Annotated in this window: 12 protein-coding genes; 8 read left to right on the forward strand and 4 right to left on the reverse strand. The window is 45.2% G+C overall.

All coding sequences use genetic code 11. From position 1 onward, the window contains the following. Positions 1–816: 816 nt before the first annotated feature. The 5 genes from ACFO4O_RS10675 to ACFO4O_RS10695 all read left to right on the forward strand — a co-directional run bounded on the left by ACFO4O_RS10675 (position 817) and on the right by ACFO4O_RS10695 (position 8114). The gene (locus tag ACFO4O_RS10675) at positions 817–3390 is read left to right on the forward strand and encodes a hypothetical protein (RefSeq protein ID WP_382408340.1); all 2574 of its coding nucleotides are present in this window, start codon (positions 817–819) and stop codon (positions 3388–3390) included. A 1-nt stretch (position 3391) separates the two neighbouring features. Beyond that, positions 3392–4501 (forward strand): Mur ligase family protein, encoded by a 1110-nt coding sequence (locus ACFO4O_RS10680; RefSeq protein ID WP_382408342.1) that lies wholly within the window; start codon positions 3392–3394, stop codon positions 4499–4501. Beyond that, positions 4498–6852: a hypothetical protein gene (locus tag ACFO4O_RS10685; RefSeq protein ID WP_382408344.1), complete on the forward strand. Its 2355-nt coding sequence runs from the start codon at positions 4498–4500 to the stop codon at positions 6850–6852. The genes ACFO4O_RS10680 and ACFO4O_RS10685 overlap by 4 nt, the downstream gene beginning before the upstream one ends. A gap of 168 nt (positions 6853–7020) precedes the next feature. Beyond that, positions 7021–7182, forward strand: a complete 162-nt coding sequence (locus ACFO4O_RS10690; protein ID WP_382408346.1) for a hypothetical protein — start codon at positions 7021–7023, stop codon at positions 7180–7182. Between the two features lie 131 nt (positions 7183–7313). Then, a complete protein-coding gene (locus ACFO4O_RS10695; RefSeq protein ID WP_382408348.1) occupies positions 7314–8114 on the forward strand; it encodes a LysR family transcriptional regulator in 801 nt (266 codons plus the stop codon). Positions 8115–8169: 55 nt separating this feature from the next. On the opposite strand, the gene ACFO4O_RS10700 is transcribed toward ACFO4O_RS10695, so the two are convergent. From ACFO4O_RS10700 to ACFO4O_RS10715, 4 genes are all read right to left on the reverse strand, one after another. Then, positions 8170–8415 (reverse strand): hypothetical protein, encoded by a 246-nt coding sequence (locus ACFO4O_RS10700; protein WP_382408350.1) that lies wholly within the window; start codon positions 8413–8415, stop codon positions 8170–8172. A gap of 87 nt (positions 8416–8502) precedes the next feature. Next, entirely contained in the window at positions 8503–9207 is a 705-nt protein-coding gene (locus ACFO4O_RS10705) for a FadR/GntR family transcriptional regulator (protein ID WP_382408352.1), read from the reverse strand. A 200-nt stretch (positions 9208–9407) separates the two neighbouring features. Further along, a complete protein-coding gene (gene uxuA, locus ACFO4O_RS10710) occupies positions 9408–10601 on the reverse strand; it encodes a mannonate dehydratase (protein WP_382408354.1) in 1194 nt (397 codons plus the stop codon). Positions 10602–10691: 90 nt separating this feature from the next. Then, positions 10692–13523 carry a TonB-dependent receptor gene (locus ACFO4O_RS10715; RefSeq protein WP_382408356.1) on the reverse strand — a complete coding sequence of 944 codons (2832 nt, stop codon included), beginning with the start codon at positions 13521–13523 and terminating at the stop codon, positions 10692–10694. A 513-nt stretch (positions 13524–14036) separates the two neighbouring features. Here ACFO4O_RS10715 and ACFO4O_RS10720 point away from each other — a divergent pair. The 3 genes from ACFO4O_RS10720 (at position 14037) to ACFO4O_RS10730 (ending at position 19724) form a co-directional block, all read left to right on the forward strand. Beyond that, the gene (locus ACFO4O_RS10720; RefSeq protein ID WP_382408358.1) at positions 14037–15368 is read left to right on the forward strand and encodes a glycoside hydrolase family 88/105 protein; all 1332 of its coding nucleotides are present in this window, start codon (positions 14037–14039) and stop codon (positions 15366–15368) included. A 139-nt stretch (positions 15369–15507) separates the two neighbouring features. Then, positions 15508–17973, forward strand: coding sequence for a glycoside hydrolase family 2 protein (locus ACFO4O_RS10725; protein ID WP_382408360.1), 2466 nt, complete (start codon positions 15508–15510; stop codon positions 17971–17973). Further along, positions 17970–19724: a hypothetical protein gene (locus tag ACFO4O_RS10730; RefSeq protein ID WP_382408362.1), complete on the forward strand. Its 1755-nt coding sequence runs from the start codon at positions 17970–17972 to the stop codon at positions 19722–19724. The genes ACFO4O_RS10725 and ACFO4O_RS10730 overlap by 4 nt, the downstream gene beginning before the upstream one ends. Positions 19725–19780: the final 56 nt, after the last annotated feature.

Genomic DNA, 19780 nt, shown 5'->3' on the forward strand with positions numbered 1-19780 from the left:
TAGTAAATCGATTTGGGCTGAAAAGAACTTAGCTCAAATCTAATCTGACAGGCACCGATTGAAAAGCGGGTAAGTGTCAGATCAAGTCTGAGCTAGTACACATAACGCATGATGCTCATGCTAATAAAAGCCACGCCATTACTGGTGTGATCGTCCCCTAAACAACTAGACACTTTTTATTTTCAATATGAAGTTTGATAGGAAGTGCTCCTTGATTTCCACGTTAACCAACATGGATAGATATGTTGAGAACAATAATTCTAACGCAGCGAGAAAATTGATTTTTAACTTAAAAACAAACTCTTAAACATCTTATTTTAAATCGCCTCTCTTTTTCCACTTACAGCCAAGACATATTTCATATTGAGCAACTAATCAGCGAGAGCTAAAATTCAAAACACCTTTTCAAGGAGCCTGACCCCTAGATTCCAGCGTAAGCTAAAAATGAAAACACCTTTTCAAGGAACCTGACCCCTTGATTCAAGAACTTGGTCCTTTGGTCCGTGTTCCGGAATACCTTTTCGAGGAACCTGCCCCTTGATTCCTTTTAGATTCCTTTAGAGGCATTTTCAAGGAACCTGACCCCTAGTTTATTTAGAGGCATTTTCAAAGAACCTGACCCCTAGATTCCCTTTTCAAGGAACCTGACCCCTAGATTCTGATTTGGAACCTGACCCCTAGATTCTTGTAAATTTATTTTGTACAATAATTGAACAATTTAGTATTTACACTAACTACGCCATGGGACTAATGGACGCCGCACGTTAATTTCCGTGAAGTATGGCTTAATGCGAACTTATACGTAAAGGACAATGTATGTCGTACGATGTGTTTAAATTTGTAGCCTTGCGCCCACCCGAAGCTACAAAAGCAAAAAATGACAAAAATACCATCACGCTTGCTTCTGTCACGTCTTCTGAAGCTTTCACCATATATTCACAACTCAACCGTGTTTCAAAAAAACCGACAGAATTCAAAGCTGCCGTTTCTGAAATTGGCGCCGACAAAGCGCTCTCTGCTTTGATGATATCGGGCGTAGACGCGGCGCTTATTAATAAGGTAATAGCAGTATCTGATCTAGACTCAGACGATGTTGTTGTGCTGAATAACGACACAACAAACGCCACCTCAGACAATATCAATCCAATCGTGAATAGCTTACAGCCAAATACAGTGCTTTCGGCTACTGTGAACCCCAATTTAGCCCGTTTTTTTCGTAATAATCGTTTTGAAGGTGTCAGGTTAAACAATGGCAATGCATTAAACGAGGGGAACAACGATACCGCACTCGATGAGGGAAGTGCCGGGAATGTCTTGAATGAGGGGGATAACGATTCCGCGCTTAATGAAGGAAGTGGCTCAAATAGTCTAGATGAAGGAAGCGATGACAACGTACTTGATGAAGGGCCGATACTCCCCGACCTCGACAACGCCTTCGAGGAAGGCCCCGGCATCGATGATAAAATAAGCGAAGAAGATATTGACACTATGCCGAGTTTCTTCCGCCCGGTAGGTGTTGGCGATCTGCAGGTTGTTCAACAAGACTTATATCGTTATGAGTTAGGCGAAATCGCCTACGTTGAAAATGTTCTCGCCAGCGAGTTCAGAGAGCGCTCTCATAAACAATCGAATGAGCAGGAAGTCACGCTATTTGAAGAAGAAGAAACTGAGCACTACATGGAAACAAACCTGCAAAGCTCTGAACGTTTTGAGCTGCAGCTTGCGTCAAAAGAAGAAATAGAAAAAAGAACCAAGAACGAACTGAGCATTAATGTATCGGGCTCGTATGGCCCCACCGTTGAAGTAAAAGCAGGCATGCAGTTTTCCCAAGAAAATGCCAAACGCTCGTCAAACGAACGCTCAAGCCAATTTGCGCAAGAGGTCACTGAAAGCGCGGTTCAGCGAACGCAATCTAGAATTAAAGAGTCACGTAACGAAGTTCAGCGTTCAAAAACTGAGCAATCGAACATCCACCGCTTCGATAATACCAAGAGTAGTGAGCATATCGCTGGCGTTTATCGTTACGTAGATAAAATCTATAAGATGCGCCTTGTAAACCGCGGTGTTCGCTTCTTTTATGAGTTTTATATCCCATCGCCTGGCGCGTATTTGCGGCAACTTAGCGACAATCAGCGCATAAAGCCTGAAAAGAACTTTCCGAAAAAGCCGGCCTTAAAAATCGATGACATCACGCCTGAGAATTACCAAAGTCACGTAGAAAAATGGGGAGTGAGAAACGCACCTGTCCCGCCGGAGCCGAAGGGTGAAACGATGACGGAAGTTGCCTCAGATGCTGACTCAGGCTCAAATGGTGCGCAAAAGGTAAGAAAAGAAGGTTCGTTACTCATAGAGCGTGGCTACGAAGTTACCTCGGTAAACGTCTCTATTACCGCTTTTAAGCAGCATAGCACCGACCCTGAAGTTTGGGTCACCATGGGGAGCGAAACGCTGCAAAAATCCGGCGGCTGGCCAACACTATCAAGCGATGACGACTCAACGGTTTTTAAATTTAAAAGCGCTAAAGGTCAACGCGGTACATTAGGCTTTTCGCTTTATGCGCGCCATGACGCAACCGTACAATTTCTAATTCAAGTGGAGACCAAACCCACCAAGCGCACTATGACTGAGTGGAAACATAAAATCTATGATGCCATTTTTGAAGCCTATCAAGCGCAACTTTCTGCTGCCAAAGCGGAATATGCTGAAACCTTGGCCAACCAATCTGTAGGCGATGTAGTGGATGCTCCACCAGACCGTTTAAGAGAGTTAGAACGCGATGAGCTTAAGCGCTTGTGCTTGCAACTTATGGGCGGAGAAGCGAAATTAGCAGAAGAACGCGTAACCAATGAAAGCAGTTGGGATACGCCGCTTGTGATGGAGAAAAACGAAGGGCCGATGCTCGAAGGCAATCTGCCAATCAGTCGAAAACGCTTAGATCCCATGGCCGTTGAAGTACGATTTGCTGAACAAGCCTTCGAATGGTCCAATATGTCTTTTACCCTATATCCATATTACTGGAACGAGCCGAACCAGTGGGCGAAACTGGTGGCCTTAAAACACGCCGACCCTTTACATGCAAACTTTTTGCGCTCGGGTATAGCAAGAGTACTCGTGCCCGTTAGACTTAATTTTGAAGATAGCGTGCGCGACTTTGTATATCGCGGACGCCCCGCCTTATATTCAACTGAACCGGCGAATATAACTGATGACAGATGGCTTCCCTTGCATCAAGAAATGCGCGAAGCAACTCAGCGTCGACAGAAAGGCGACATTGAAGTAGATACTTGGTTAACGCGAATATCGACTTCCTTAGTTATGCTCGATACCAATGTGCAGGTTGATGAGCATGGGCATATGATGCAACGAAAGAACGACGAGGAAACCGACTAAAATGTCAGGCTCACTTCCACTGATAGTAGGAGTGACTGGCACCAACGGTAAAACTTCAGTCACGACAATGTTAGCGTCATTGTTGAATAAGTTGGGCATTCCAGCGGCGGCTATTGGGCAACGTGTTGAAACACCCGAGGGTGTAAGAGACCGCTGCGAGGTCCCCTCGGGCGTAAAAGGTTTGCCAACTTATATCGCTTGGCTAACGCAAAAATATAACTTAAAAGTGATAGCGATTGAGGTATACAGTGCGGCCCTAGCGAAAGGTCTGCATCGATTAGTCAGGTATGACGCCGTCGCGTTCACTAACATCACCGAAGACCACATGAATGTTCATGGCAATTTCGACGCCTACGTAAAAGCCAAACTAAGGATATTTTCACATTTAGCGCCCAACGGCATCATCGTTTTTGACTCAAGCGAAGAAGGTCTTCTGCCCGTTCAGTCGCAATGTCACGATCTTGGACTTGAGTATGTGATACCAGAGGAACACGCCACCCCCTTTGATTTGAGCTACCAACAACAAAATTGTCGACTTGCACTGTCGTTAGCCGAACAACTTTTGCACGCCAACTCAGAATTGGCATCAAACAAGGTAATATCTCAAGCCCACTTACTCGAAAAGGCCATGGAGCTGCGCTCTCCCCCCGGACGTTATGAGAAATGGAGAATGCCCAATGGAGTGATAGCAGTAGTCGACTTTGCTCACAATCCTGGCGGCATAACAGCAGTTATCAACAGTACTCGCACAGCCTTTAAAAACAATGAAAAGGTAGGTTTTTTATTAAGCTCAAAGGGTGGCTGGGGAGAACAGAAACGACGTTCTATGGCAAAAGCCGCTAGCAGCGCCGACCTCGTCATTGTGAGCGATGATGACCCTCGAAAAGAAGACCCCGCTATTATCCGTTTGCAACTGTCCCATGCACATGGTTACGAAGAGTGTTCACCGCGCAGTCATGCGATTCATACTTTATGCGCAGCAATGAAAAAAGGGGATGTTGCCATTATTGCCGGACGAGGCGCCGACCAGCATTGGCAAAGTATTGTAGGGAGATACCCATACAGTGATGTGCATGTCTTGCAGCAACTAGGCGGCGTAAAAATAGCATGAACAAGGAAGCTCACTATTTTAGTGTTTCGGGTTATAACTTTAATTTGCCCAAGCGAAAAGACGGCTCTTACAATATAAAGTACTTGCATCGCAATGCCACCAATCACGACGAGCTTGCAGTTAACAGACTAAAAATGCTGTTCCAAAAAGAAGGTTTTTTGTATGAGCAAAGCTGTCGAGAAATAAGTAATTCGAGCTCTTTGATGGTAAAGGCTCACATTATCTTTTTTGCCGACCGCAGCTTTGATTTCAAACGAAGCGAAAGATTTAAACGCTTATCTAGAGACTTACCACCCGCCAATCCTGGCGTTACTCTCAGCTTTAGCGGCGCTGATTTGCATAAAGGCATCGTGCGGATCCCCGATGAAGAAACACTGCGCAAAATCGCCCTCATGCAAACGCCTCCGTATGACGCTACAGGCACTATGTCGGGGGCGGAATATGCGCAACATGTATATAAATTCACCCAGAAAAAGGTGGCCTACTACAATCAAGTTCAATCGAAATATTCAGTACGCCCATCAGATTGTGAATTTACTCGAGGTAAAACCGGCGTAAATCTGTATCACTACTACTATAAAACGAAATATAACCGCCTGTACGAAGAATACGGCGGCATATCGAGCTATCCCAAAACCTTTGGCGGTTTCTTGCGAATATTTGATTGGTTTGTTGAGACAAAAGATATCCGCTTAAGCCCGCTAGCCAAAGAATTTGTGAAAGACTTATCAGAGCATATTGATAGCGGTGAGCTAGCGAAGGTACAAAACGTACTGTCGATTAGTGACATTTATGCGGCAATTGAACAGTTGGGTAAAGCAAAAACGAAGGTAATAGAACTTTCTATATTTTCGCACGCATGGTGGGGCGGCCCTGTCTTAGTTAACAGCTTCGATGAACGTTCAGACGGCAAAGCTGGCTTGTGGTTTAAATACGATAGTAATTGTGAGAAACCCAGTGAATTTGCACAAAAATTCACGGATGCAGAATTTGTCGCGGCGCCAATACGAAGCCCTTACGATAAGGATGCCCGCTCAAAATATGACTTCTTATCAACTAGAATACGTTTACATCAGTGGTTAAAAAGTACCTTTCCAGAGGGCGCTGACAGTGTTCGCGGGACCTTAAATGACGAACAGATAAAGTGGTTAAGAGAGCGAAATGTTACGGTTAAAGGAGATTTAGCTCAACGCAATGCTCATGCCCAACAAGCCTTTGACCATCGTTCACGCGTTTTATTGTGGGGATGCAGTGCAGTAAGAGTGCATAAGAAGCTGATTGACGCCTTTCTTCGAAGCGACTCGAGGTCTTATCGCAAGTCTTTTTCTAATAAAGAAAATATAAAGCAGCGGCTTATGAAATATTGGTCGCAAAAAATATCACTTTGGCCGACGAGTTCACAGGGCCCTCAAATTGGCGATATTGAAGAGAATCAAACAAGTGGCATAGCTGCCTACCATGAGCATATTAATCAGTTTAGTAATGAGAAACCGCCTCTCTCTCATGCGTACCAACAACCAAAAAGCCTATCAACATCTACCCTTCGCTTGAAGCAAGGTTTTGCTTCGCCCTGCGACCCGCTGCCTGAGTCAAATGAGAGCATGAAAAGTAGCGATACGATGCACAATATAATCTTCAGAGCCAGTGACACGCCTTATATTTACGGTTTGTCTAGCCCACCTAAATATGAAGACTGGGAAAAATTAAAAAACAATTCAACGTTTATCGAGGCCTTGGGCATTTTTGGGCCCTTCCCACAAGAAGCAAAGGCTTTGGCTAGTGTTTCTGATGATAAAAAATATTGGCAACGATATGTTGATGAAAGAGACAATTCCGATTCGATATTTACCGAAGAGCAACTGCGCAAGGTGCTAGCAGGCGTTGGAGAAAGATTCAGGCGGTCTTGGACCATACAACTTTCACCCAGTCTCATTCCAGAGTACATGGCGATTTATCAGTCTTATAATTGGGTAGTGGCGCTGTCTTGGAGCGTGAAAGTTCAATGTGCTCCGCCGGGCACAGGCACTTTGTTTCAAAGTCAGCGCAGCGACAGAGTTTTTAAATCAAGAGTAAGCCAGGCAAAAAAACGCGTGCCGAAAAAAGTGTTTTATCCGCTCAACGATATTGGTTACCAGCATAAAAGCTATCGCGGATACGCTGAAAAGAATCAAGCCAGAATTAATTTTTATAGAGAGCTGTTTGGTGTAGACACGGCAAAAGACGAAGTACTTAACGAAACAATCGGCTATTTTGTGTTAAACCCAAACGATACCAGCTTTTGGAACTTTGTTTCGTGGCCAGCAATGCGGGACGTGCTGCGAGTAGAGTGGTTAGATAGACAAACTGAGTAGCCCCAAATCTTTACTGCATACAAATACCTATAAGAGTTAAAATTTATTGATTTCAGATCAAAAATAATTTGATGGTCTTCTTTGTAAAAAACCCGATATTAGTCATGTGGGCAGGAGCTTTTGCCTATAGCCACAATCACCATTGATTAGTAATATCGAGAATAGAAAATGAGTAAAGATTACCGCTTCAACAAAAAAGACTATGGTTTTGATGAAGAGCGTTCCGTTGATGGCAATGCGTCAGATAAGCACTTTGATGAAAGAAAGATGTTTGCAAAGCATAAGCCAAAGACAAGTTTTAAGCGTGTAGATAAGCGCAGCTTCGCATAAGCGAGGCGGGTAAACGCCGAGCGCATTAAGGTCTCGGCACAAACCTAGCGTCTACAGTGGTATTTTTCTTGCGCTATGAGCAATAAAGAGTAATGCTTTAAACATCATAGTCAGATTGTAAAGAGTACGTTGTGGACGTTAGGTTTTTTACTACCTTTTTAGAGGTATCAAAAACAAGACACTTCTCAAAGGCCGCGGAGAATTTATACCTTACGCCGGCTGCCGTTAGCGCTAGAATTAAACAGCTTGAAGAATACTTTAACACCACCTTATTTACGCGTGTACGCAACAGCATTCAATTAACCCCTGCGGGCGAAAAGCTCATCCCATACGCAACCGACATGGTTGAAAAATTAAAGCAGGCTCGTCACGCATTAGGCGACCAAGACGCCCAGTTTATGGCGTTTGGTGTTACCCCAAACGCGCGTGCGCTTATTTTTGAGGAGCTTATAGAACACTGCCGACAACTGCTGCCAGAGGCTGCCATCACCGCAGAAACGCATTGTAGCGAGCAGCTCTCAAGACAATTGCATGAGCGCACCATCGATTTTGCCTTTACCACTGAACCACTAAAATCTGCCGATATCGAAAGTATTGAGTTACGCAGCATTGCCCTTTACCTGTACACCGTCAATCACGCAAGCGCCAATGACTACGCGCATATTACCTGGAGCAGCAAAGCCAGTGCGAGCGTGCAAGCATTGAACCCTGCATTTAAGCATTACAGCATTAAAAGCAATAACGCCCTCGATGCACTAGAGTTTGTTCAGGCAAAGGGAGGCACTGTAATGCTGCCGCTTAGTTTAGGAGATAAACTTGAAAACGCGTCGGTCTCAGAGCATGCAATATGCAGCGTAATGATGTATTGCGTGAGGTTAAAAGAAAGGCCGCAGCCCTTTGTTGACAGTATTATAAACTGCATGAGAACGTAAGAATAAACGTTCTCATGCAGCATATTGCATTTTTTATCGGGGTATTGCCCTTGTATTACTGCGGTAAAGAAGTGACTGTTTGATAACCTTCCGCTTCAAGTTCATCGTTAACGCATTGCAATAAGAACTCAGGCAATGCCATACCGTCGGTACCTTCTTCTTCTGCAATGTCTTCACAGAATTGTTTAAAGTCCATTACCACATCAATATCTGCTACGGGCAAGTCTTCGCTAAACGCTTGAGTTGCTGTAAACGAAATACCAAATGCCACTAAAACCGATACTAATAAATTGCGTTTCATGTAAGTCTCCATAAGGGAATAAACCCGCGCAACTTACATCAACATCAAGCCTCTCGCCCAGCAAATTATTATGTATATGACGGCAAATTATTTTTGAAAATGCTTTGCTGCGTTCTCAGTCGCCGATTCTATATGGCGGCGCATTGCTTCGCGGGCAGCGTTTGGATCGCGTTTTTCAAGCGCAGTTAGAATAGCTTGATGCTCGCTTATGGAAGGATGTATGCCCTCGCTTCTTATTCGCTCTAAAAAAGAAGTACTCAGCATAGATTCGTTTCGTAGTGTCCACAGCCAGCCAATCACCGATTCGATGGCGCTGTTTTGGCACGAACGAGCAATAATTTCGTGGAATACTTGGTCGGCCTTTTCAGAAGCATTTGGAAGCTTTTCTTCTTCCTCCATATCTTTAACCGCCTGACGCAGGAGCGCTAAGTCTTTTGATGTAATGCGAGATGCGGCCAGCGCACATGCCTCAGATTCAACAATCAAACGAATTTCGAGTATCTCAAAAGGGCCAATGCCGCTGTCGTCGAGTTTAAGTTGCTGATTGGGTTTTGCCTTCGACGCATAGATCCCTGAGCCAGAGCGAATTTCAATAACGCCGGTCAATTCGAGGGCAATCATGGCTTCACGCACCGTTGGGCGACTCACGCCAAGCTTTTCTGCAAGCTCTCGCTCAGACGGAAATCGTTCGCCCGGTTTGATTACGTCGTTTTCAATTAGCTTTCGTAATTGCTCCGCTACTTTCATGTATAAGCGATCGTTTTTAACGATTTCTAACTGCAAGGACTTCATCGTGCTTCTCTTTTAAGGTAACTGGTGGCTTGACCAAAACTAGCTACGATTCTAATGGCTTAAGAAGATAACTACAATTTTTTCGCTTAACAACTCATTTGCTGAGCATGCGAGTCGCTGGGCGCACAAAAAAGCGGGCCTCGATACAGCATATCAAAGCCCGCTCCAACTAAGCTTAATAATAAGTGGCAATATATTGGCTAGTTCTTTTGCATAAAAGCACTTACCGCGTGCGTGACCCCGCGTAGTTCAGCCAAACCTTTTAAGCGTCCAACATAGCCATATCCAGGTTTTACGCCAGGTTGATTGAGTTCATCTTCCAAGAGATGGCCATGGTCGGGGCGCATTGGAATTGCGCATAGATTAAGTGGACTGCCTGTGCTTTTGCGCCGCTGTTCCTCACTCAATAGGGCTTGCACCAAACCTACCATGTCGTTATCACCGCCTAAATGATCAGATTCGTAAAACGAACCGTCATCTTCTCTAGTCACATTTCGCAAGTGCACAAAATACACGCGCTCAGCAAACTCCTTTACCATTTCAACCAAATCGTTATCGCCGCGCGCGCCATAGGAGCCGGCGCACATGGTTAAACCGTTTGCTGGACTAGGCACTGCATTTAGCAAACGCCGCGCATCATCAGCGGTCGATACCACCCGCGGTAAGCCGAATAAAGAAAACGGCGGATCGTCAGGATGAATGCACATTCTTGCGCCTGCAGCCTCGGCCACAGGAATGATTTCTTTCAAAAAGGCAAACAGGTTGTCTCTAAAACCCTCTGTACCTAAAGCAATGAATTGCTCAATGGCGTCTGTAATTGTATCTCTCGTGTACGACCCTTCACCTCCGGGCAAGCCAGCAATAATGTTTCTTTCAAGCTGTACACAGGCCTCTTCTGACATTTGCGAAAATGCTTTTTCTGCTTTCGCAAGCACGTCTTTTGAATAGCTTTTAGCGGCGCCATTACGCTTGAGAATAAACATATCGTATGCGGCAAAATCACTCATTTCAAAGCGCAGTGCATGACTTTGGTTGGCCAATTGATAGCTTAAGTTGGTGCGAGTCCAGTCCACTACCGGCATAAAGTTATAGCAAATCGTATACACACCGCACTCTGCCGCATTTTTTACACTCACGCGGTAATTTTCAATTAGCTGCTCATAGTTGCCAGTACGGGTTTTAATGTCGTTGTGAAGCGGTATGCTTTCGATAACTTCCCACGTCAAACCTTCGGCCTCTATCAGCGCCTTGCGCTCAAGGATGTCTGACTTTTGCCAAACCTCACCAGTGGGTATTTGGTGCAATGACGTTACAATGCCCGTTGCACCCGCCTGTTTTATCTTTCTAAGCGTTATTGAATCATCAGGACCAAACCATCTCCAGGTTTCAATCACAGTGAGTCCCCTCTATTGTCATACTATTTAATGATAAAAATATTAAGTAAAATCGTGGCTCATGATGTAGCAGATACGTTTAATGGCGATCTAAAGTCTATATTTCAGACCAATAAAGTATCGCGGTCCAGAATATTCAATCCGGTTAAATGCTTCACGAGCAACTCGCTGCTCCACATAGGGCTCATTTGTGATGTTAATCACTTGAAAACGCGCCGTGAGATGCTTAGTCAAGTCATAAGATAAATCAAGGTCCAATGAAGACTGATCATCAACAAAGCGATTGGTCTGAGCCAAGCTCGCACCAAATGGCTTTAGATACTCAGAGCGATACTTATACGAAAGACGCGCAGAAAAGTCATCATTTTCCCAATACAGCTGCGTGTTGAAAGTAGTGTCCGACAATCCTGGTACATTAGCCGGTGGTATAACTTCCAAAACCTCATCACTTATAGCGCCGCCCGCTTCCGGTGTCTCAAAATCGGAGTCAGCGTAGTTGTAGTTAAATACTACACCGAGTCCATCAAAAGGTGCTGGCAAGTCGGTAAAGCGGTGCTGTACGGTAAGCTCGATCCCCTTGATAGAAGATGTGTCATCTACAATAGTTGGCCTCCCCTGCACTTCTACATTATACGACTGTCCGTCTACTATGACATTTTCAAACCCACTCAAAGACTCCAAGCGTGCGTCAAAGCGCTTATAATAAATAGCCGCAGATAAAAGTGTGTCTTGCCCTATAAAGTAGTTGTAGCTGAGGTCTAAATTGTCTGACTCTAAGGCTTCTAAAAATGGGTTGCCGGTAGCGGTAACGTTATCTTGCAAGGCCTCTTCTACTGTCGCAAAGTCGTCATCGGCGCTGGCTCCTCCGATGTTACGTGCAGAGCCGTAATACCACATATCAGGGCGAGAAAGCGCAGAATATGCAGCAAACCGAAGTTGGGTATCTTCAGTCAATCCGAAGTTCAAATTCAAACTCGGCAGTGTATTGCTGTAGTCATTTGTTAGCAAATTCACTTCGGTATCGCTGTTCTCATTAAAAATGATATTACCTTCAGGTGTGGTTTGCACGGTGTAAGAGTTGCGGATGCCCACCGACTCTATATCGGTATTGACTTGACGCACACCAATGTTACCGTCGAGTGTGACATCACCAAGGTCCGTGCTGAATGACACCATGGCATAGTATGACGTGATTTGCTCAGTCAGACGCACGTCGCCTGATGAGGGCGAGCGCGGGTCTACCGACAAGTCAGCATCACCAACGAGCACGTCGTAAGCACATCGAGTATCGTATGTTGCCCACTGGCTTACCGGCGAATTTGCATCCTCACCATAATCAGTCTGCGGCCAGTCAATCGAGCAGCTCGCGCCAACTTCAGCTAGCTTTTCATCTCTCACACTACTTGGCGTGCCAAGCGTTCTGCGCTCTTCTTGATAATTGTCATGCGATCTAACAGAGCGCTGAACACCAAATTTGGCGTCGTTAAAGAAATCACTCTCTAAAACATAGTCAAAGTCTAACCGATAGGCAGCAATAGAATCATCAATATCAAAGCGATAGTTACGCGCTTCGCTGTTAGCATCGAAAAAAGACAAGTCTTGAATGCTTGAAAGCCAGTCGACCGATGAGCCACTTGGGTCATTAAAGTCGGTATACACGTTACTGACATTGGCAAAATTATTGCTTCCTTGATTTTGCCAGTCATAATAGAATCTGTCGCTTCTAAAACGGGTATAAGTGCGCGTTTGATAGCGCTCTGTGCCTGAATAAGAAACATCAAGTTCTGCACCTAGCCGGTCAGTGATGGTCCAATCCACATTGAGCCCTATTCCGCGATAATCCTCATCGCGCACACGATATTCGCCATAGGAGCTAATTCTTGAATTCCCACTGTATGCTAACAGCGCACCTTCATCATTGGTTTGCCAATTCGCGATACGTCTGCGGCCGTCGTCGAATAATAGGTCGTGGCGGTCTTCATAGTAGTATCGACTCGACCATTGGCCGTCTATATTAATATCAATGTCTGAGTTTGGTTGATACTGCACTGCAAAAATGACAGCGTCACGATTTTCTTCAGATGCCATTTGGCGATAAAAGAATGCGTTGGGAATAAAGTAATAATCACCGTTAATCGCTTCACCGCCATTTGCAGCAGCATTTGTATCTCTGAAGCTACAATTGCTGCCGCCGTCGGCGCCAAAATCAGAGTTACAATTGCGAAGGGTTGAGCTGGTATTGTAGCTCTCTTCTGGGGACGAGATGTTTGCGCCTGCATAACCGATGGCAAAGCCAAATTTGCCGCCATCATCCATGTCAAACGTGTTGGTGTATGAAAACGTGGGGCGATATCCAAAACCGTTCTCACCATCAATCTTATCGTGATAAGGGTTGTAGTTGACGCGCATTTCAGCTTGTAAGCGCTCTTTACCATAATCAATTGGTTTGATTGTTTGTAAGTCGATAGTGCCTGAAACGCCACCCTCAAGAATGTCGGCTTTTTGTGCTTTGTAAACCACTACGCCGTTAACTAATTCAGAAGGAAATTGACTAAATGCAACGGCTCTGTTTCCGCTACCAGATGAAATGGCGCGGCCGTTTACCGTTGAAAAGCCTAAAAACGGACCGAGGCCTCGAATCGATATTTCGCTCGCATTACCCTTGAATCGATCTCCACTCACACCGGTAATTCTCTCTAGCGTTTCAGCTACTGATAAGTCAGGTAAGGCACCCATGTCGGCTGAAGATAAAGCATCAACAATCGTAGCAGAATTGCGCTTTTGTGCGATGGCGTTGCGGTATGATTCAGCAATTCCGCGCACCTCAATGATTTCAGTGGCGTTCTCAGTATCGGTTTGGGGCGGTGCTTCCTGTGTTTGAGCAAACGCAATACCGCTGCCCATAGTTAATGCCGTACTCACTAAAGCAGCTATGTACGACGGGCGAAATAAAATGTTACTAGACCTTGAGTGTGTGTTTTGTGCGTGCATGACCTTCTCCGAGATACTTGCGTATTTGTTAACTTGCTTTACAAATTTTTTACACAGTGTCAGAAATATTGGACAGTGTGTCAAGTGGTCAAGCCAATTTAATGAAATAAAGTTTATCAATAAGCTCAACTCACTCACTTACTTTGTGGGTGTAAACACAAAAACGGGGCATGGACGTGTTAAAATATAATAATTTAAGCGTTTTTTGCAGAAAACATTCGAATCTTGGTATTTTAGCTTGAACGTAAAATGCAAAATTGAGCTTGCATTGCGCTCATTTTCTACGCAATAATACATCAAAATTGGTCATGCCACATTACCGAACATGGTGTGGAGATGTGTTTTATTTTGAATCTGGCGTGCGAAAAAAGCTGTATTCGAGCCAAAAATAAACAATTTCAATAAAAAATTAACAAGTATTGAGAAAGCGACAAAGGGGCAGACATGAATTTATTGACCAAATTAAGCGGCCGGAAACGTGCGTTCAGCCTCGGCATTTGCATGAGTCTACTTTTGCCCAACAGCGTTTATGCAGTAAAAACTCCCCATGAACAAGATATGTTTGACCAAGCTAGTCATCCGTCGCAAGTTGAGTACTTGGTTCAATATCAAACGCCGGCCGCTGAATCTAAATCACTGTCGAGTGATTTTAATGCCCAAGCGCTTACCCAAGTCGCAGAACAAGTCGCAAATTGGCAGTTAGCTCAATTTGATATCCGCTCAAACAAAATGCGACCTGAGATGCGCCCCAGCGGTATTCCTAACGGATGGATGTATGCGACCCTTCATTTAGGCTTATGGCGCTGGGCCGAGCAGGTCGACGATGCGGCGTACAAGCAGGCGGTATTAAATCTCAGTCAATTAAACAATTTTGAGCTCGGGCCCCGTGTGTATCACGCTGACGATCACGCGGTGGGTGATGTTTATTTGTCGCTTTATCAGGTCTACGGCGGCGAAAACAAAATTAGCCACCTCAAGCACTTTTTCAACACAATTGTAGACAACCCTGACCAACGCTCCTTTGATTTTGAAGTTAAGGAGCGAGACGTTCATACCTTTGCTCTTCGAACTTTTAAGGACCCATGGTGTACTCGCAGATGGTGCTGGGCAGATGCGGCATTTATGTCGCCGCCAGTATTTGCGCATCTAGCAAAAGTAACGGGAGATAAGCGTTACTTAGATTTTATGCACAAGGAGTTTTGGGAAATGACGAACTATTTATTTGACCAAGACTACGGCCTTTATTTGCGTGACAGTCGATACTTTACTCGAAAAGACGAACAGGGGCGCCCTATCTTTTGGGGTAGAGGGAATGGTTGGGTACTTGCCGGCATTGCTCGAACTATTGAATATTTGCCCAAAGACGATCCGCGTTTGCCCGAGTATAAAACCTTGTTTATCAATATGAGTAACACCCTGCTTAAGTATCAGAACGAAGATGGAAGCTGGCCATCATCACTTTTAGAGGCAGGTAGCGACGCCCACTCAGAAACTAGTGCAACCGCGCTACTGGCATTTGCACTTGCCTGGGGCGTAAATAACCAATTGCTCACACTCAAACAGTTTTTCCCAGCCATTGAGCGCGCATGGACATCGATTGTGACAAACATTCACAATGATGGAAAAGTGGGCTATGTGCAGCAGGTGGCGTTCGCCCCAGGTTCAGCTACTAAAGACGATACGCAGCTCTATGGTAGTGGAGCGGTGCTGTTAGCCGCGGCCGAACTGCATAAGCTTAGCCAAACACTGTCAAAGCGCTCGAAGGCCGAGAATTAAAGTGTTGTCTTTTCTTAACCCGCCGTGGATACAGCAACGCCAAATCCGTATACAAACGGCCGGTCGACTACCGACTCTGCACCTAAGTAATTATCTTTTAATCATGTCCAATGCGACTACCTACAGTAGGACCATAACTATGCGCAAGCGAAGCTATATCTGTGACTTTCTAACCGCCACCGTACTTTTTGTGGGTGTTTGCATCAGTGCAAATGCGGTGCAACATCAAACAGTCAACATTAATAGCGACTGGTTGTATCTGGAACAAAATGCGGCAAATCTTGAAGAGCTCGCCGCCGCCGGAGACAAGGGCTGGCAGTCTATTCATTTGCCGCATACATGGAATGCGGTGGACACATTAGACGCCGCACCAGGATACAGACGAAGTGCAAGTTGGTACTCCAAAGCCTTAAGTCCAGAGCAAATAAATAAAAACGGTAAAACTATTTTATATTTTGAGGGAGCGAATTATGAAACCCAAGTATTTGTTAACAACACTTTTGTAGGAGAACACATTGGCGGATATATAGGATTTCGCTTTGATATCAGCGAGTTTTTAGTGCCCTCAGGCAATAATACTCTTCTAGTTAGGGTGTCTAACCGTTTCAATCCGAATCTTATTCCTTCGCAAAAATCCGACTTTTTCTTATTTGGCGGCATTACCCGAGACGTATGGTTAGAGCACGTGCCTCAAACTTATATAAAACGCATCGTCGCGAAAACACCCGTTGTTAATGCACAAAGCGCTGAGACGCTCGCCGAATTTGAAATCCATGCGCATGAAAACAGTGCTGCTCAACTAAGGGTGGAGGTAAAAGACCCCGATGGGCAAACGGTCTTGACAGAGCTTGCTGATATCCGTCTTGAAAAAGGCACTAACAAAACCGCAGTAGAGCTTCCAAGCCTTGCCGAGCCCTCGCTGTGGTCTCCCGACACTCCCGCACTTTATACCCTACACTTAAGTCTGAACAAAAATAATGAAACTGTGCATCGCGACTCAGAAGTGTTTGGATATCGTTGGTTTGAAATGCGCCCTCACGAAGGATTTTTCCTCAACGGTGAACGTTTGCTTATTCGGGGTACTCATCGACACGAAGAACACGCAGGCGTGGGCGCAGCGGTGTCAAATGAACAGCACTACAAAGATATGCAAATGATAAAAGATATGGGGGCGAACTTTGTTCGTTTAGGGCACTACCCACAAGACCCAGAAGTATATCGTGCTGCCAACGAGTTAGGCTTGCTAATATGGGATGAACTGCCGTGGTGTAGAGGCGGTAAAGGCGGCGAGGAGTGGGAGCGCAACACAGAACATTCCTTAAACGCTATGATCAAGCAAAACATCAATCATCCAAGCATCATATTCTGGTCGCTAGGCAACGAAATTTACTGGGAAGAGGATTTTGTGGGCGGTGGCGATGAAAGCGTCATAAATCCTTACCTTAAGAAGCTCAACGATATGACCAAGGCTTTAGACCCTTACCGATTAACCACGATAAGAAAATACTATCCAGGTTGGGACATTGTGGATGCCTTCTCTCCTAGCATTTGGGCCGGATGGTATGGCGGCTCTTACGATCAATACGAAGAGGCGCTTACCAAAGCAATGGCGCAATACCCTGCCTTTTTGCATATGGAATACGGCGGTTCTAGTCATGTAGGGCGCCACACTGAAACACCAGTAACACCATCTGGGCTGATGGGCGCGCAGGTGTCTGTGGAAGAAGCCGTTAATCAGGCTGTGGTGCGAAGCGTAGCAAAAGACACCGACTGGAATGAAAGCTACATCGTAGACTTATTTGACTGGCATCTAAATGTGTCTGAAAACCTAGAGGGTTTTGCCGGCAATGCACAGTGGGCATTTAAAGATTTTGGTACACCACTGCGGCCTGAAAATCCACTCCCGTATATGAATCAAAAAGGCTTAGTAGACCGCGAAGGCAATAAAAAAGACGCATATTATGTGTTTGCCAGCTACTGGAGTAAAACGCCATTTTGCTGGATTGAGTCAGACACATGGACGCATCGAAACGGTCCAAAAGAAGGTCGGGACGTGACAGTTTATTGCAACACCGAAGAAGCTGAACTGTTTTTAAACGATAAGTCTTTGGGCAAAAAAGCCAAGCAGGCTGGCGTTGTTCCTGCCGGAGGCCTTGTATGGCAAGTGCCCTTTAAAGAAGGTGAGAACGCTCTGAAAGTTGTTGGGTTTAACAATAACAAAGAAATCGCCAACGACACTCGTAACGTCACCTATTTAGTGGGCAAACACGGCAAGTATGACCATATCAAACTCATTGCAAGCCCTTTAGGCGATGACCGCTATTTAATTGAAGCCGAAGCGCGCGATAAAAACGGCAATCGAGTACTCAACTATCAAGAGCGTGTTCATTTTTACAATATTGGCGATGAGGGAACACTCCTAGAAAACTACGGTACGCCGCATAAAAGCAGCACCATTGAAATGGGAAGCGGTTATGCCGCGATTGAGTTTGTTGCCGGTGACAAACCGAGCACGGTTGAGTTTAGAACACAAAACGTCAAAGGCGTTTACGTTGACATACCAGCGGCCAAGGTGGGCAGCGAGCAAGGAGGCGCTGGGAAATGAGTGGCGTATTTCCAAGCATCGAACCGATTAGCAACGCGAAGACCTTCGCTCAGCAAATACGGAAAAAAAGACCGCAGCGCAGTCAACAATGGCTTTGTGCCATAATTAGCATGGCATGCGCGCTGTCGTTTTTAGCAAGCGGTGGTGTCAACGCCGGCGCTCTCGCCCAAAAAGTACACCCCAAAATATTAAACAAAGAGCTGGCACAAAAGCACTATTTGCCAGACTTTTCGTATGCAGGTTACGATAATGGAAATAGCAGCATAGACACCAGTGATTACCGAGTTATTGATGTCGGTGAGCATGGTATATTGCCCAATGACACCATTGATGACAGCAAGGCGCTGATTACATTGCTTGAGCAATTAAAAAACGATGAACACCCGAGTGTTCTTCAGTTTGCCCCGGGGCGCTACATTATAAGCTCTATTATTTATTTTGACCGCAATTATACAGTGCTGCGAGGCGCTGGCAGCGGACCAGGCGGTACTGAATTTTACTTTCCCCGCCCGCTAATTTATGCGCCAGACCCGCCTGAATTAGCTGAGCTGAGAGAATATCTTACCAAGCTTAATAAAGTGCAGCGCGAAAAAAGAAACAATATCGAACTTCCGTTTACTCAGTGGGCTTGGTCAGGTGGATATTTTTGGACTCGTATAAAAGACCAACGGGTCAAAAAGTATCTCGACAAGTTTGATGAACCTGTTCGCGAGCTAGCAAAACCAATATCCGCGACACAAGGTCAATTTACCGTTCAGGTAGACACAGCCAACACACTGAGCATCGGACAGGTTATTGAGATTCAGTGGCTTAATGACAAAGGCAAAGATGGCCCGCTTATTCATGAGCTTTACAAGAGTGAAGATGTGTACGTGGGAAGCCATCATTGGAATTTTGCAAACCTGCCACTCTCGCGCCAGCAGGTAAAAATTACGGCCATTGCCGGCAATACGATTACCTTGGCCTCGCCTTTGCTGCATGACATCAATAACGAGCTGAGCGTTAAGATCGTGCAGTGGGATCACTTGCATCACATCGGATTTGAGCATTTTACCATGACCTTTGCTTATGCAGAGCCTGTGGCTCATCACGTAGAGCAAGGGTTTAACGGTATTTACCTCACTCGACTTTTCAATGGTTGGGTTGACGATGTCCGCATAACCAATGCAGACAGCGGAATTTTAACCGAAGAGGTAGCTAACTTAAGCATCAACAATGTCGTTACCGATGGCAAAAAGTACGCTCACTATTCTGTGCAGATGGGTGGCGTACACAACGTTCTAGTAGACAATTTGCAGGTAAAAAACAAGGTAGAACACCCTCTGAGTTTTAATACTTTTGCCAGCAAAAGCGTTTATCGAGGTGCCCACGTAGAGCTTGATCCCATTCTTGATCAGCATAGTGGTGTTAACCATCAAAATCTTTTTGATAACATAAGTGTTGTTGTGAATTTAACCGATGGCTCACGTGAGTACCCGCTGTTTGCCGGTGGCGGTGCCAAGTACTGGAAACCCAGCCACGGCGCATATAATACATTTTGGAACATCAATGTTCATTTTAACAATGGTCATGACAGTACCGAATCTGTGAAGCTAAATGGTATGAACGATGGCGTAGCCGCTCGCGTCATTGGGGTCAGAGCTAACTTACCGATAACGGTGGAGTATGGCCCTAATCCCTATATTGAAGCGAGTAATGAACGCTTGAGTTATGATTCGCTCTACCAGTATCAGCTCCAGCAGCGCCGCTAATAAAAATCCACTGTGTGTTAAGATAACAAGGGTTTAGAGCAAGCTGTTTAACGACT

Origin of the sequence: Glaciecola siphonariae, assembly GCF_042652645.1 — a bacterium.
GTDB classification, from domain to species: domain Bacteria; phylum Pseudomonadota; class Gammaproteobacteria; order Enterobacterales; family Alteromonadaceae; genus Glaciecola; species Glaciecola siphonariae.